Raw genomic sequence first — 13,860 nt, forward strand, 5'->3', positions numbered from 1 at the left:
GGTTAGCAAGCGGGAGCCTTGCGGCTCCCGCTGCGGCTTACCAGGTTTGGGTGGCCTTGAACTTCTCGATACCGGCTTTCATGCCAGCGTCGATTTCGTCATTGAAGTCACCCTTCACGTTGATCTTCGCCATCAAATCGGCGTGATCGCGGTTGAAGAAAGCAATCAGCGCTTGTTCGAAGCTGCCGATCTTGGCGATTTCAACGTCAGTCAGGAACCCACGCTCAGCGGCATACAGCGACAGCGCCATGTCAGCAATCGACATTGGTGCGTATTGCTTCTGCTTCATCAGCTCGGTAACGCGCTGACCATGCTCAAGTTGCTTACGGGTCGCTTCGTCCAGGTCAGAAGCGAACTGGGCGAATGCCGCCAGTTCACGGTACTGAGCCAGAGCGGTACGGATGCCACCGGACAGCTTCTTGATGATCTTGGTCTGAGCGGCACCACCCACACGGGATACCGAAACACCGGCGTTCACAGCAGGACGGATCCCGGAGTTGAACATGGCCGATTCCAGGAAGATCTGACCGTCGGTGATGGAAATCACGTTGGTCGGAACGAACGCGGAAACGTCGCCAGCCTGGGTTTCGATGATCGGCAGTGCGGTCAGGGAACCGGTTTTGCCGGTCACTGCGCCGTTGGTGAACTTCTCTACGTATTCTTCCGAAACGCGGGATGCGCGCTCCAGCAGACGGGAGTGGAGATAGAACACGTCGCCTGGGTAAGCTTCACGGCCTGGTGGACGGCGCAGCAGCAGGGAAATCTGGCGGTAAGCCACTGCTTGCTTGGACAGATCGTCATAAACGATCAGCGCGTCTTCACCGCGGTCGCGGAAGAATTCACCCATGGTGCAACCGGAGTACGGTGCCAGGAACTGCAGTGCTGCAGATTCCGAGGCGCTCGCAGCCACGACGATGGTGTTAGCCAGTGCGCCGTTTTCTTCCAGCTTGCGAACCACGTTGGCGATGGTCGATTGTTTCTGACCGATCGCTACGTATACGCAGAAGATGCCGCTGTCTTTCTGGTTGATGATCGCGTCGATCGCCAGAGCGGTTTTACCGATCTGACGGTCACCGATGATCAGCTCACGCTGGCCACGGCCGACTGGGATCATGGCATCGACAGCCTTGTAGCCAGTCTGTACAGGCTGGTCTACCGACTTACGCCAGATCACGCCTGGAGCAACTTTCTCGACCGCATCGGTCTCGGTGTTGTTCAGCGGACCTTTGCCGTCAACTGGGTTACCCAGTGCGTCGACTACGCGACCCAGCAGTTCCTTACCAACCGGAACTTCGAGGATGCGGCCGGTGCACTTGGCGCTCATGCCTTCAGCCAGGGACTGGTATGCGCCCAATACAACGGCACCTACGGAGTCCTGCTCCAGGTTGAGAGCCATACCGAAGACGCCGCCCGGAAACTCGATCATCTCGCCGTACATTACGTCGGCCAGACCGTGAATCCGCACGATACCGTCAGATACGCTGACGACAGTGCCTTCGTTACGGGCTTGGGAGGTCACATCGAGCTTTTCGATGCGGCCCTTGATAATTTCACTTATTTCGGAAGGATTGAGTTGCTGCATTGCTCTGCTGCCCCTTCAAACTCAAGATTTCAATGCTTCGGCAAGATTCGCGAGTTTTCCGCGAATCGAGCCATCGATTACCAGGTCGCCGGCGCGAATGATGACACCACCAATCAGGGCGGCATCCTCCGCAACTTGCAGGCGCACTTCCCGGTTGAGTCGTGCACTGAGAACCTTGGCGAGTTTGTCTTGCTGTTCTTGGTTCAATGCAAAAGCACTGGTGACTTCTACATCTACCGACTTCTCTTGTTCAGCCTTGTACAGGTCAAACAGAGCGGCGATCTCCGGCAACAGCGGGAGACGGTCGTTTTCGGCAACGATGTTGATGAAGTTCTGTGCCTTGGCATCAAACTTGTCGCCGCACACGTCAATAAACGTGGCGGCCTTGTCTGCGCTCGTCAGTCGCGGGGCCTTGAGCACGCGCTGCATGGTGTCGTCTTGCGACACTGCTGCAGCCAGGCCGAGCATGGCTGACCAAGAGGCCAGTTGCTGGTGGGCCTGGGCGTGCTCGAAGGCTGCCTTAGCGTAAGGTCGGGCCAACGTGGTCAATTCTGCCATGATCGCCCTCGCTTAAATTTCAGCAGCCAGTTTGTTTACCAGCTCCGCGTGCGCGTTTTGATCGATTGTGGCACCCAGGATCTTCTCGGCGCCGCCAACGGCCAGTGCACCCAGTTGGGTACGCAGCGCGTCTTTGACACTGTTGATTTCCTGCTCGATCTCGGCCTGAGCCTGAACCTTTACGCGTTCAGCGTCGATACGGGCTTTTTCAACAGCCTCTTCAACGATCTGATTGCCGCGCTTCTTGGCTTGCTCAATGATTTCGGCTGCCTGAGTTTTTGCTTCGCGCAGTTGTTGACCCGCTTTATCTTGGGCCAACTCCAGGTCGCGAGCTGCTCGGGCGGCAGCGTCCAGTCCATCCGCGATCTTCTTCTGACGTTCGTGCAAAGCCGCAATGACCGGAGGCCACACGAACTTCATGCAAAAAAGTACAAAAATTAAGAACGCAACGGACTGGCCAATCAGGGTTGCATTAATGTTCACGCCAACACCTCGCTCGTTCGTTGCACATCACACCAATCACTCGAAGGTTCGAGTGATTAGCCAGCGAGTTGACCAACGAATGGGTTCGCGAAAGTGAAGAACAGAGCAATACCAACACCGATCATGGTTACGGCGTCGAGCAGACCGGCAACGATGAACATTTTAACTTGCAGCATTGGAACCATTTCTGGCTGACGCGCTGCGCCTTCCAGGAACTTGCCGCCCAACAGGCCGAAACCAATTGCGGTACCCAGTGCGCCCAGGCCGATCAACAGTGCAACAGCGATAGCGGTTAGACCAACTACAGTTTCCATCTTTCCTCCCGACTTTTACGTCGTATGGTTTAGGTTTTTTAGATTAAAGCGGTAAAACAAATCGTTTCATCGTGCCCGTGATGGGCCCCCTCCCGCCGAGACGAGAGGGACATCAGACTAGCCTAAGCTGGTCTTAATGGTTCTCTTCGTGCGCCATCGACAGGTAGACGATGGTCAGCATCATGAAGATAAACGCCTGCAGGGTGATGATCAGGATGTGGAACACAGCCCACGCCCACTGCAGAACTACGCCCAGGCCGCTAAGCCAGAGCAGACCACTGCCGAACATCACAGCGATCAGAATGAACACCAGTTCGCCGGCATACATGTTGCCGAACAGACGCAGGGCCAGCGAGATTGGCTTGGCGATCAGCGTCACGAACTCCAGCAGGAAGTTCACCGGGATCAGCAAGGCTTGAACGAAGACGTTCTTGCTGCCGAACGGGTGCAGGGTCAGTTCGCCGATGAAACCGCCGATGCCCTTGACCTTGATGCTGTAGAAAATGATCAACGCGAACACCGACAGGGCCATGCCCAGGGTAGCGTTCGGGTCAGTGGTCGATACGGCACGGAACGGAATGTGCGGATCGCCAGAGATCATCATGGCCAGCTGAGGAATCCAGTCAACCGGGATCAGGTCGACGGCGTTCATCAGGAAGACCCAGACGAAGATGGTCAGTGCCAGCGGTGCAATCACCGGGCTACGGCCATGGAAGCTGTCTTTCACGCTGCCATCGACGAATTCGACCAATACTTCAACGAAGTTCTGCAAAGCACCTGGTTGACCGGAAGTCGCTTTCTTCGCCGCCATGCGGAAAAGAAGTACGAAAATCAGACCCAATGCGACCGACCAGCCGAGGGTATCGACGTGGAAAGCCCAGAAGCCCATTTCTTTGGCTTCTGCTGCGGTGTGGGCAAAGCCCCAGCCGCCGGTAGGGTGCTGACCGAAGGTCAGGTTCTGCAAGTGGTGCTGGATATAGCCCGAAGCGGTTGTTTCTGCCATGGTTGCCTCAAACGCCCTAAGGTCTCGAAAGTCTTGTTCTCATCAGCAGGGGAGCGAACCAGCTGACCAGTTGGGTCAACACAAAGACGCCGAAGACTGCTAACGGCGCCAGTGGCTTCACACCTGCGAACGTCAATGCAAAAAGCACTGCCGTCAAAATCAGTTTGCCCGCCTCGCCGGCATAAAAAGACCGGACGATGGCTTGAGCTGCCCGGGCCCCGGAAAACCGAAATGCCCTATGAGCGAAATAAACATTGGGAAGCAAGGCTATCAGGCCTCCGCAGAGTCCTGAGTACCCGGCTACGACTCCATGCCATTGCCAAAGCGCCAAAGCGGCCAGCAGCAAAACGACAAATTGAGCCAGTAACACCGGAAAAACCGCCAGGCGATGGAACGGCAAGCGGTTTGGCGTGCGGCTTTCCATCGATCTTGCTCCTCAAAGGTCGGCTGCCAGAATTCAATAACTTGGCATAATTTGTGCCGACAAAATGCGCGCAGAGTATAGGGGCGGTTCAGCCCCTATTCAACTGTCAGGTAGTGATTTCCGACTGCACGCTACATGAGGAAATGTTTCAGCGGATGTGTGCAAGGACACCTTGAAGCTCATCCAGTGAGTTATAGCCGATTACCAACTGACCTTTTCCCTTCTTCCCGTGGCGGATCTGCACCGCAGAGCCTAGGCGCTCTGCCAGACGCTGTTCAAGGCGGGCGATATCCGGGTCGGCCTTGACCGGTTCGGCGACCTCCGGCTTGCCACTGAGCCACTGGCGAACCAGGGCTTCTGTCTGGCGTACGGTGAGGCCCCGTGCGACAACGTGTCGCGCCCCTTCAACCTGTTGATTTTCCGGTAACCCGAGCAAAGCACGGGCATGACCCATTTCCAGGTCGCCGTGGGACAACATGGTCTTGATGACTTCTGGCAAGGCAATCAGGCGCAACAGGTTAGCGACTGTCACCCGGGACTTGCCCACGGCTTCGGCCACTTGCTGCTGAGTCAGCTGGAACTCCTGCTGCAAACGCTGCAGGGCGACAGCTTCCTCGATTGGATTGAGGTCCTCGCGCTGGATGTTCTCGATCAGGGCCATGGCGATAGCGGTTTCATCCGACACGTCACGCACCATCGCCGGGATGGTTTCCTGCCCGGCCTGCTGGCTGGCGCGCCAGCGGCGCTCACCGGCAATGATTTCAAAGCGCCCGGCGCCGATGGGACGAACCACGATCGGCTGCATCACGCCCTGGCTCTTGATCGACTGCGCCAGCTCTTCCAGCGCCTGCGGGTCCATGTCCCGGCGGGGCTGGTACTTGCCGCGCTGGAGCAGGTCCAGTGGCAAGTGCTGCAGCTCGCGCAAGTCGGCCTGCACGGCCTGTTCTTCCAGCGCGCTGACAGTCGGACCACTCAGCAGTGCATCCAGTCCACGTCCGAGACCTCGTTTCTTGACGGCCATGGGGATTCCTTAAGTTGCCTGAGCAGCGGCGGCACGTGAGTTTTTGCGTTGACGGCGAACCATCTCGCCTGCCAATGCCAGGTAGGCAATCGCGCCTCGCGATGATTTGTCGTACGCCAGCGCAGGCATGCCATAGCTGGGTGCTTCGGCCAGGCGGATGTTGCGTGGGATGACCGTGTCGTACAGCTGCTCGCCGAAGTGTTCCTTGAGCTGGGCCGAAACATCGTTCATCAGGCTCAGGCGCGGGTCATACATGGTCCGCAACAGGCCTTCGACCTTGAGGTTCGGGTTTAGCAGTTCGGCGATGCGCTTGATGTTATCCACAAGGTCACTCAAGCCTTCGAGTGCAAAGTATTCACACTGCATGGGGATAATGACCCCATCGGCGGCGACCAATGCATTCAGGGTGAGCATCGACAGCGACGGCGGGCAGTCGATCAGGATGTAGTCATAGCTCTCGCGAATCGGCGCCAAGGCGCTGCGCAGGCGGCTTTCCTTCATCTGCATTTCCAGCAGGACCACTTCCGCCGCGGTCAGGTCGCGGTTCGCCGGCAACAGCTGGTAACCACCGTGTTCGGAGAAATGCATGGCCTGGGTCAGGTCGCATTCGCCGATCAACAAGTCGTAGACCGAGTTTTCCAGGCCGTGTTTATCCACACCGCTACCCATGGTGGCGTTGCCCTGTGGATCGAGATCGATCAACAGCACCCGGCGCTTGGTGGCGACCAGGGATGCTGCGAGGTTGATGCAGGTGGTGGTCTTGCCCACACCACCCTTTTGGTTCGCTATCGCGAATACCTTAGCCATTCTTGCTTGTGTTCCCAATCATGCCGTGCGGCGCAGTATCAGCAGATGGCGTTGGCCTTGGCAACCAGGTACGGCCAAGGCGTGTTCGCTATCGAGGTGGAAGTCTGCCGGCAATGCTACCAGCTCATCCGCGGGATGAACGCCCTTCATTGCCAGCCAACGTGTATCGGTGTCGCCGAGGTGGCGCGTCCAGTTGCTGAAATTCTCCATGCTGCTGAAGGCCCGGGAGATGATCCCGTTGAATGGCAGCTCAGGCTGGAAGGCTTCGACGCGACTGTGGATAACTTGCAGGTTATCCAGTTTGAGTTCGAGTTTGACCTGGGTCAGGAAGCGGGTTTTCTTGCCATTGCTGTCCAGGCAAGTGACTTGCGACTCTGGGAACAGGATGGCCAGGGGAATACCTGGCATGCCACCGCCACTGCCAACATCCAGCCAACGGCCGTTTTCGATGAAGGACATCACGCTCAGACTGTCGAGCAAATGCCGCGAGACCATTTCGTCCGGATCACGCACCGCGGTGAGGTTGTAGGCCTTGTTCCATTTGATCAACAGGGCCAGGTAACCCAGCAATTGGGCGTGCTGGGCTTCACTCAGGTTGACACCGAGCTGGCGTGCACCTGTGGATAACTCTTCGGCGTGTTGCAAGGTGACCAACGAACTCAAGCGCTTTGCTCCAACTGACGGCCCGCGCCGCGTTTTTTCAAATGAATCATCAACAGCGAAATGGCTGCCGGCGTCACGCCCGGGATCCGCGAAGCCTGGCCCAGTGTTTCCGGACGGGTTGCACCGAGCTTGCCCTGAATCTCCTTGGAGAGACCGGAGATGGTCGTGTAATCGATATCCACAGGCAGTTTGGTGTCTTCGCTGGCCCGCAGACGAGCGATTTCATCCTGTTGGCGATCGATGTAACCGGCGTATTTGGTCTTGATCTCGACCTGCTCGGCAACCTGTGGATCGTCTGCACCTATGCCGGTGACCGAGATCAGGCCAGCGTAGTCGATTTCCGGACGGGTCAGCAGGTTCAGCAAGTTGTATTCGTGGGTCAGCGGGGTGCCGAATTTTTCCGCAATCGCATCGCCTTGCTCGGTGCCCGGGCGAACCCAGGTACTTTTCAGGCGCTGCTCTTCGAGTTCGATGCTTTCGCGTTTTTTGCAGAATGCTGCCCAACGCGCGTCATCGACCAGGCCCAGCTCGCGACCTTTTTCGGTCAAGCGCAGGTCGGCGTTGTCTTCGCGCAGGATCAACCGGTATTCGGCGCGGGAAGTGAACATCCGATACGGTTCCTGGGTCCCGAGGGTAATCAGATCGTCGACCAATACGCCGATGTAGGCTTCATCGCGACGCGGGCACCAGGCGTCTTTGCCCTGTGCACGCAGTGCGGCGTTGGCCCCGGCCAGCAAACCTTGGGCGCCGGCTTCTTCGTAACCGGTGGTGCCGTTGATCTGCCCGGCGAAAAACAGACCGCCGATCACCTTGGTTTCCAGGCTGTACTTCAGGTCGCGTGGATCGAAGTAGTCGTACTCGATCGCGTAGCCCGGACGCACGATGTGCGCGTTCTCCATGCCGCGGATCGATTGCACGATCTGCAATTGCACGTCGAACGGCAAGCTTGTGGATATCCCATTCGGGTAAAGCTCGTGGGTGGTCAGACCTTCCGGCTCGATAAACACCTGGTGGCTTTGCTTGTCGGCAAAACGGTGGATCTTGTCTTCGATCGATGGGCAGTAACGCGGACCAATGCCTTCAATCTCACCGGCAGCGGAATACATCGGCGAACGGTCGAGGTTCGCGGCGATGATTTCGTGGGTACGGGCGTTGGTGTGGGTAATCCAGCAACTGACCTGCTTGGGATGCTGTTCCTTGTTGCCCATGAACGACATCACCGGGATCGGCGTATCACCGGGTTGCTCGGTCATCACCGAGAAATCCACAGATCGGCCATCAATGCGCGGTGGCGTACCGGTTTTCAAGCGACCCACGCGCAGCGGCAGTTCACGCAGACGGTGAGCCAGGGCAATCGACGGCGGATCACCGGCGCGACCGCCGGAAAAATTCTGCAAACCGATGTGGATAAGTCCACCGAGGAAAGTACCGGTCGTCAAAACCACGGAGTCGGCGAAGAAACGCAGGCCCATTTGGGTGACAACACCGCGTACCTGCTCCTGCTCAACGATCAGGTCGTCCGCTGCCTGTTGAAATATCCACAGGTTCGGCTGGTTCTCGAGAATCTCGCGAACCGCTGCCTTGTACAACACGCGGTCGGCCTGGGCGCGAGTAGCGCGCACGGCTGGGCCTTTGCGGCTGTTCAACACGCGAAATTGGATACCACCCTTATCGGTGGCCATGGCCATCGCGCCGCCGAGGGCGTCGATTTCCTTGACCAGGTGGCTTTTGCCGATCCCGCCAATTGCGGGGTTGCAGCTCATGGCACCGAGGGTTTCCACGTTATGCGTCAGCAACAGGGTTTTTGCCCCCATACGTGCTGATGCAAGTGCTGCCTCGGTACCGGCATGACCGCCGCCGATGACGATCACTTCAAAACGGGAAGGGAAATCCACCACGCACCTCGTGCCTGCTTCAGTTAGGTAATTCAGAAATGGTTTGAGCTCAGGTTTTTGGACCTGGTCGACAAGTATAGGGACTTCGCCCTTCCTAAAGAACCCTTTGCACAAAATTTAACCAGCTGTGGGTAAGTCACGAACAATAGAAATTAAAAAGAAAGAAATTTATAAGATCTTTGTTTTTATGTTTATTTCTATACAGCTACATTTCTGTGGATAGAATCCTACAAGCCTTTATTTACAATGTGTACAGCGGTTTGAAAGTCTGTGGTCATGTGGCCTTGAGGGCATGGGATAACCGGTCTAAGCCTGTGGATGAATGAGGTGGTTATCCACAGAGGCAGTTTTACTCAGTTTTCAGGCCCTGTTATCAACTGACCTTAGTGGCAGTTATTCACAGGGCTTAATCCACAGAAAAACCGTAAAAAGGCAAATCTCGCCCACGGGCAAACCACCCTGGCGAAAAAATCCCATGGCAACGAAAGAAAAAAAATGGATTAACAGCGGTAAGAGCTGGTGAAAGCCTGCGATCTTTTAACGATTCATCCGCCCGAGAGAGACGCAAGCACGGGTAGAAGCATCAAAAGATGACTAGATCGCAGGCTCCTATCTTGGGAAGGGAGCGTTATTTACCGATGCAGAAGCTGGAAAAGATCCTGCCCAGCAGGTCATCTGAGCTGAATTCACCGGTAATTTCACCCAGTGACTGCTGTGCCTGGCGCAAATCTTCGGCCAACAACTCGCCGGCGCCGGCCAATGTCAGCTGCGCACGCCCATGTTCCAGGGAGTCACTGGCATGGCGCAAGGCTTCAAGGTGACGGCGACGGGCGCTGAAACTGCTTTCTGAGGTCTGCTCGTAGCCCATGCAGGCCTTGAGGTGGTCACGCAGTAGCTCCAGGCCTTCACCTGCCGACTTGGCACTGAGGCTGATGGTGACGTGCCCATCGTCGCAGACCTGCAGCCCAATGGCCTCACCCGTGAGGTCGGCCTTGTTGCGGATCAGGGTGACTTTGCCCGGCTCCGGGCGCTGTTCCAGGAACTCAGGCCACAGGGCAAATGGATCAAGGGCTTCAGGGGCCGTAGCGTCGACCACCAGCAACACCCGGTCGGCTTCGCTGATCGCCTTCAACGCCCGCTCCACGCCAATCTTCTCGACCTGGTCATCGGTATCGCGAAGACCCGCAGTGTCGACCACGTGCAGCGGCATGCCATCGATGTGGATATGTTCGCGCAGGATATCCCGGGTGGTGCCGGCGATCTCGGTGACGATCGCGGCTTCACGACCGGCCAATGCATTGAGCAGGCTCGACTTGCCGGCATTCGGACGGCCGGCGATGACCACGGTCATGCCATCGCGCAACAACGCGCCCTGCCCAGCTTCACGCAATACCTTGGCCAACTCCTCGCGCACGGCATCGAGCATGGACAGCACATGGCCATCGGCAAGGAAATCGATCTCCTCTTCCGGGAAGTCGATCGCCGCTTCGACATAGATACGCAAGGCAATCAATTGTTCGGTGAGGTTATGCACACGCTGGGAAAACGCCCCTTGCAGGGAACGCAGGGCATTGCGCGCGGCTTGCGCGGAGCTGGCCTCGATGAGATCGGCAATGGCTTCGGCCTGGGCCAGGTCGAGCTTGTCGTTGAGGAACGCGCGCTCGCTGAACTCCCCTGGCCGGGCCAGACGACAACCCAGTTGCAGGCAACGCTGCAGCAACATGTCCAGGACAATCGGTCCGCCGTGGCCTTGCAGTTCCAGCACGTCTTCACCGGTGAAGGAGTTGGGCCCTGGGAAATACAGGGCAATACCTTCATCCAGGACTTCATCCTCGGCGCTGAGAAACGGACCGTAATGGGCAAAACGCGGCTTCAGCTCACGACCACTGATGGCCTGTGCCGCATGACGCGCCAGCGGCCCGGAAATACGAACGATACCGACGCCCCCACGGCCCTGGGCGGTGGCGACGGCGGCGATGGTTTCACGAGGAGCGCTCATAAACCGATATCCCGATAAAAATGGCAGATAGCAAAACGCCCCACGAGGGGGCGTTTTGAATGGTTACATACTGAGCAAGTTACGCGTCGGCTTTTTTTGTCGCCGCTTCAACTTTGCGAGTGATGTACCACTGTTGTGCGATCGACAGGCAGTTGTTCACAACCCAATACAGCACCAGGCCCGCAGGGAACCACAGGAAGAAGAAGGTGAAGATGATTGGCATCAGCTTCATCACCTTGGCCTGCATCGGATCCGGAGGAGTCGGGTTCAACTGCTGCTGGATAAACATGGTTGCACCCATGATGATCGGCAGAATGAAGAACGGATCCTTGATCGACAGGTCGGTAATCCACAACATGAATGGCGCTTGGCGCATTTCCACGCTTTCCAGGAGTACCCAGTACAGCGAGAGGAAAACCGGCATCTGCACGAGGATTGGCAAGCAACCACCCAGCGGATTGATCTTCTCTTTCTTGTACAGCTCCATCATGGCTTGCGACATTTTCTGCCGGTCATCGCCATGTTGCTCTTTCAGCGCAGCCAGTTTTGGCGCCACTGCACGCATGCGGGCCATGGACTTGTAGCTGGCAGCCGACAGTGGGAAGAAGATCCCTTTGATCAGCATGGTCAGGAAGATGATCGACCAGCCCCAGTTACCCACAATGGCGTGGATATGTTGCAGCAGCCAGAAGATCGGTTGAGCGATGAACCACAGAATGCCGTAGTCGACCGTCAGTTCCAGACCTGGGGATAACTCTTTCAGTACTGCCTGGCTTTTCGGACCCGCATACAGGGTTGCGCTGGTTTCAGCCTTGGCACCTGGCGCAATGGTCAAAGCCGGGCCAGTGAAACCGATGATGTAGTTGCCCTGGTTGTCTTTGCGAGTCTGCACCACGTTGCTGTCGTTCTTGGCTGGAATCCAGGCCGTTACGAAGTAGTGTTGCAGCCAGGCGACCCAGCCACCATTGACGGTTTCTTTCAGCGCAGCCTTGTCGATATCTTTCATCGACACTTTTTTGTACGGCTCTGCACTTGTCCACAGGGCGGCGCCCAGGTAAGTGGCGGTGCCGGTGGCTGTGGTGGAAGAAGGATCGGCACTGGCATCACGCTTGAGCTGGGCAAACAGGTTGCCAGTCCAGGCCTTGTCGCTGGTGTTGTCGATCAGATAAGTAACTTTCAGATCGTACAAACCGCGAGTGAAGCTGAAGCGCTTGATGTAATTGACACCGCCATCGCTGAATTTGAGGTCAACGTTGAGCTGGTTCTGGCCATCAGCCAGTTGATAAGTCTTCTGTTCGGACGAGTAAACCGGACGACCGGTCGGGCGAGCATCAGGACCGTTGGTACCGGTCAGGCCACTTTGCGCCAGATAAGTACGTTCACTGCCGTTATCGAACAGCTGGAACGGAATTTCCGGATGGTCCTGGCGACGTGGATACAGCGGCAGCATCAGTTGGGCGATATCACCACCCTGAGGATCGATAGCCAGTTCGAGCACATCCGTTTTTACGTGGATGAGATCTTTACTAGCCACTACCGGAGTTTCGGTAGGGGTGCTGGTATCGGTATTTGCGCTGGGTACATCGGCACTGGCGGAAGCGTTGGTACCGTCCGGAATAGCCGGGGCATTCTGATTGGCAGCAACATTCTGAGTCGGCAGGGCAGCCTGGCCGTAGTCCTGGTTCCATTTCAGGACCATGACGTAGGACACGATTGCCAGGGCGACGATCAGGATCGTGCGTTTAATATCCATGATTACTCGGCCATCGAAGAAGAACGGGAGGTAGGGATAGGCGGAACCGGGTCATAACCACCGGGATTCCACGGATGACAGCGACCTAAACGACGAAAGGTCAGCCAGCCACCGCGCAGAAGGCCATGATTTTCAATGGCTTCATACGCGTAGCAGGAACAACTGGGGTAGAAACGACAGTGACTGGCCATCAGAGGACTAATGGCATAGCGATAAAACTGGATCGGAACGAGTGCCAGTTTACGCATCAGTGCTGTCTACCCCTACAGTTTCGGCTTTGACTGCTGGCTCTGGCTTGCTGCGTGCCAGACGTTTCCAGAGTTTGCCGAAATGCTGAATCAATTCGGGGTTTTCTACTTCGCCCAAACCTTTGCGCGCGACGATCACGATATCCCACCCAACCAGAGAATCCTGGTGGAGGCGAAACGATTCGCGCATCAGACGTTTGAGGCGATTTCGCTCAACGGAGAGTTTCACACTCTTTTTCCCGATAACCAGCCCGAGACGGGGGTGATCGAGATCGTTGGTGCGTGCAAGGAGCAGGAGATTTTTCCCCGGAACCTTGCCGGTAGGGGAGTCAAAGACTGCCTTGAAATGCCGGGGGGTCAGCAAGCGCTTTTCCCGACTGAAGTCCTGACTCACCTCCAGTACCGGATTATCAAACTGCCAGACGCGCACGACCTTTGGCGCGACGACGCGACAGGACTGCGCGGCCGTTTTTGGTAGCCATGCGAGCACGGAAACCGTGGGTACGAGCGCGTTTGATAGTGCTTGGTTGGAAAGTACGTTTCATGTCGTGTTACCTGGTTCGTCCACAACGGGCCGGAATGGCCCCCGTTTTAAGAGACCGGGGATTCTAGAGAAAGCAAGCCTCTAGGTCAATTTCCAACCAAGGTTTCCTTTAAATGGGTATTCGGGTGGTTCGTCCTTGAAAGGTGGACAGCTAGATATAAAAATAAAGAAGGAAAGTATTTAAAGCTTTTCTGTAAAGCTTATAAAAGCTAGGCCCGCCTCTATCTGTGGATAACTTGCTTTAGCCCTTCTATCCCGTGCTGTACAGAGAATGACAACTACCGTGGAAAGCGGTGGTCAGCCTGTGCTGCGCTGTCGGATAAGCTGTGGGTGAAACAGGTGGTTATCCACAGGCAGGTTATCCACCGAGTTTCGCCCCCACTTGTACAACGAGCTTAGGCGTGGTTATCCACAGAGCTTATGCACAGACCATTGGTCGCCTTTTTTGCCGATAAAACCTTGATTCTTCTGCACCTGTGATCAAGCTACGTGTGGATAAGTCTGCGTCCGGTCGCTACAATGGCCGCTTGTTTTTGCCTCACCGGCTTTCAACTTAGGGGATATCC

Annotated in this window: 15 protein-coding genes; all 15 read right to left on the minus strand. The window is 56.5% G+C overall.

Going from position 1 to position 13,860, the window contains the following annotated elements; all coding sequences use genetic code 11:
• Positions 1-37 precede the first annotated feature (37 nt).
• Entirely contained in the window at positions 38-1,582 is a 1,545-nt protein-coding gene (gene atpA, locus PspS04_RS27380; protein ID WP_095165063.1) for a F0F1 ATP synthase subunit alpha, read from the minus strand.
• Between the two features lie 21 nt (positions 1,583-1,603).
• Positions 1,604-2,140 carry a F0F1 ATP synthase subunit delta gene (locus tag PspS04_RS27385; protein ID WP_095165064.1) on the minus strand — a complete coding sequence of 179 codons (537 nt, stop codon included), beginning with the start codon at positions 2,138-2,140 and terminating at the stop codon, positions 1,604-1,606.
• Between the two features lie 12 nt (positions 2,141-2,152).
• On the minus strand, positions 2,153-2,623 hold the full coding sequence (locus tag PspS04_RS27390) for a F0F1 ATP synthase subunit B (protein ID WP_095146191.1): 471 nt from the start codon (positions 2,621-2,623) through the stop codon (positions 2,153-2,155).
• Between the two features lie 56 nt (positions 2,624-2,679).
• Positions 2,680-2,937, minus strand: coding sequence for a F0F1 ATP synthase subunit C (atpE, locus tag PspS04_RS27395; RefSeq protein ID WP_002555987.1), 258 nt, complete (start codon positions 2,935-2,937; stop codon positions 2,680-2,682).
• 133 nt (positions 2,938-3,070) lie between these two features.
• Positions 3,071-3,940, minus strand: a complete 870-nt coding sequence (gene atpB, locus PspS04_RS27400; protein WP_095165065.1) for a F0F1 ATP synthase subunit A — start codon at positions 3,938-3,940, stop codon at positions 3,071-3,073.
• Between the two features lie 16 nt (positions 3,941-3,956).
• The gene (locus tag PspS04_RS27405; RefSeq protein ID WP_095165066.1) at positions 3,957-4,364 is read right to left on the minus strand and encodes a F0F1 ATP synthase subunit I; all 408 of its coding nucleotides are present in this window, start codon (positions 4,362-4,364) and stop codon (positions 3,957-3,959) included.
• Between the two features lie 148 nt (positions 4,365-4,512).
• Positions 4,513-5,385 (minus strand): ParB/RepB/Spo0J family partition protein, encoded by an 873-nt coding sequence (locus PspS04_RS27410; protein WP_159998696.1) that lies wholly within the window; start codon positions 5,383-5,385, stop codon positions 4,513-4,515.
• A gap of 9 nt (positions 5,386-5,394) precedes the next feature.
• Positions 5,395-6,192, minus strand: a complete 798-nt coding sequence (locus PspS04_RS27415; protein ID WP_095165068.1) for a ParA family protein — start codon at positions 6,190-6,192, stop codon at positions 5,395-5,397.
• Positions 6,193-6,210: 18 nt separating this feature from the next.
• Entirely contained in the window at positions 6,211-6,855 is a 645-nt protein-coding gene (gene rsmG, locus PspS04_RS27420; RefSeq protein WP_095165069.1) for a 16S rRNA (guanine(527)-N(7))-methyltransferase RsmG, read from the minus strand.
• A complete protein-coding gene (mnmG, locus tag PspS04_RS27425) occupies positions 6,852-8,750 on the minus strand; it encodes a tRNA uridine-5-carboxymethylaminomethyl(34) synthesis enzyme MnmG (RefSeq protein ID WP_159998698.1) in 1,899 nt (632 codons plus the stop codon). Before mnmG ends, rsmG begins: the two co-directional genes overlap by 4 nt.
• A gap of 628 nt (positions 8,751-9,378) precedes the next feature.
• A complete protein-coding gene (gene mnmE, locus PspS04_RS27430) occupies positions 9,379-10,749 on the minus strand; it encodes a tRNA uridine-5-carboxymethylaminomethyl(34) synthesis GTPase MnmE (protein WP_159998700.1) in 1,371 nt (456 codons plus the stop codon).
• A 79-nt stretch (positions 10,750-10,828) separates the two neighbouring features.
• Entirely contained in the window at positions 10,829-12,502 is a 1,674-nt protein-coding gene (gene yidC / locus PspS04_RS27435) for a membrane protein insertase YidC (protein WP_095165071.1), read from the minus strand.
• Between the two features lie 2 nt (positions 12,503-12,504).
• On the minus strand, positions 12,505-12,750 hold the full coding sequence (gene yidD, locus PspS04_RS27440) for a membrane protein insertion efficiency factor YidD (protein ID WP_010465488.1): 246 nt from the start codon (positions 12,748-12,750) through the stop codon (positions 12,505-12,507).
• Positions 12,743-13,144 carry a ribonuclease P protein component gene (gene rnpA / locus PspS04_RS27445; RefSeq protein ID WP_202982093.1) on the minus strand — a complete coding sequence of 134 codons (402 nt, stop codon included), beginning with the start codon at positions 13,142-13,144 and terminating at the stop codon, positions 12,743-12,745. The genes yidD and rnpA overlap by 8 nt, the downstream gene beginning before the upstream one ends.
• A 16-nt stretch (positions 13,145-13,160) precedes the next feature.
• A complete protein-coding gene (gene rpmH, locus PspS04_RS27450; RefSeq protein WP_003213577.1) occupies positions 13,161-13,295 on the minus strand; it encodes a 50S ribosomal protein L34 in 135 nt (44 codons plus the stop codon).
• Between the last annotated feature and the right edge of the window lie 565 nt (positions 13,296-13,860).

The organism is Pseudomonas sp. S04, assembly GCF_009834545.1.
Lineage (GTDB): Bacteria > Pseudomonadota > Gammaproteobacteria > Pseudomonadales > Pseudomonadaceae > Aquipseudomonas.